1 protein-coding gene is annotated in these 526 nt (G+C 46.4%); it reads left to right on the plus strand.

Annotated elements, in window-relative coordinates; all coding sequences use genetic code 11:
• On the plus strand, positions 1–526 hold a 526-nt coding region (locus tag R7E78_RS30270; protein WP_318059162.1), incomplete at both ends, for an ATP-binding protein.

A 526-nucleotide genomic window follows, 5' to 3' on the forward strand; every position in this document is an offset into this window, starting at 1 on the left:
AAAAGCGTTTATCATACCTTGTGTTCAGAGAAAGGATTGCAGTTTAAGGTGACGTCGTTAGTCCCAGTTGGGCGCTGGTATGACAACGACAAAGCGCGCCTTCGTCAAGTGTTGTTTAATTTACTCAATAACGCCGTTAAGTTTACTGATAGAGGCATTGTTGAAGTGACGCTGAGTGAGCAAACTCACTATGACAAAACTGTGTTGGTTATCGCGATAAAAGACACGGGAATAGGGATATCTAAAGAGGCGCAAAAACGTATATTTCGCCCATTTGAGCAAGCAGAATCATCAACCACAAGGCGCTTCGGCGGGACTGGCCTTGGCCTTGCAATTGTTAAAGAGATCGCCGAGCACATGGGCGGTCATGTGACTGTGCAAAGCCAAGAAAATATCGGCACCACATTCACGGTTGAAGTTGAGATCTCTCCTTGCGAACCGGGGAAAGTGGAATCAGGACATAGGCACAAGCTCAATTGCAATGGTTTGAAGGCCTTGATAGTAGAGGACAATCGAACCAACGCCA

This window comes from Vibrio sp. YT-19(2023) (assembly GCF_033337395.1).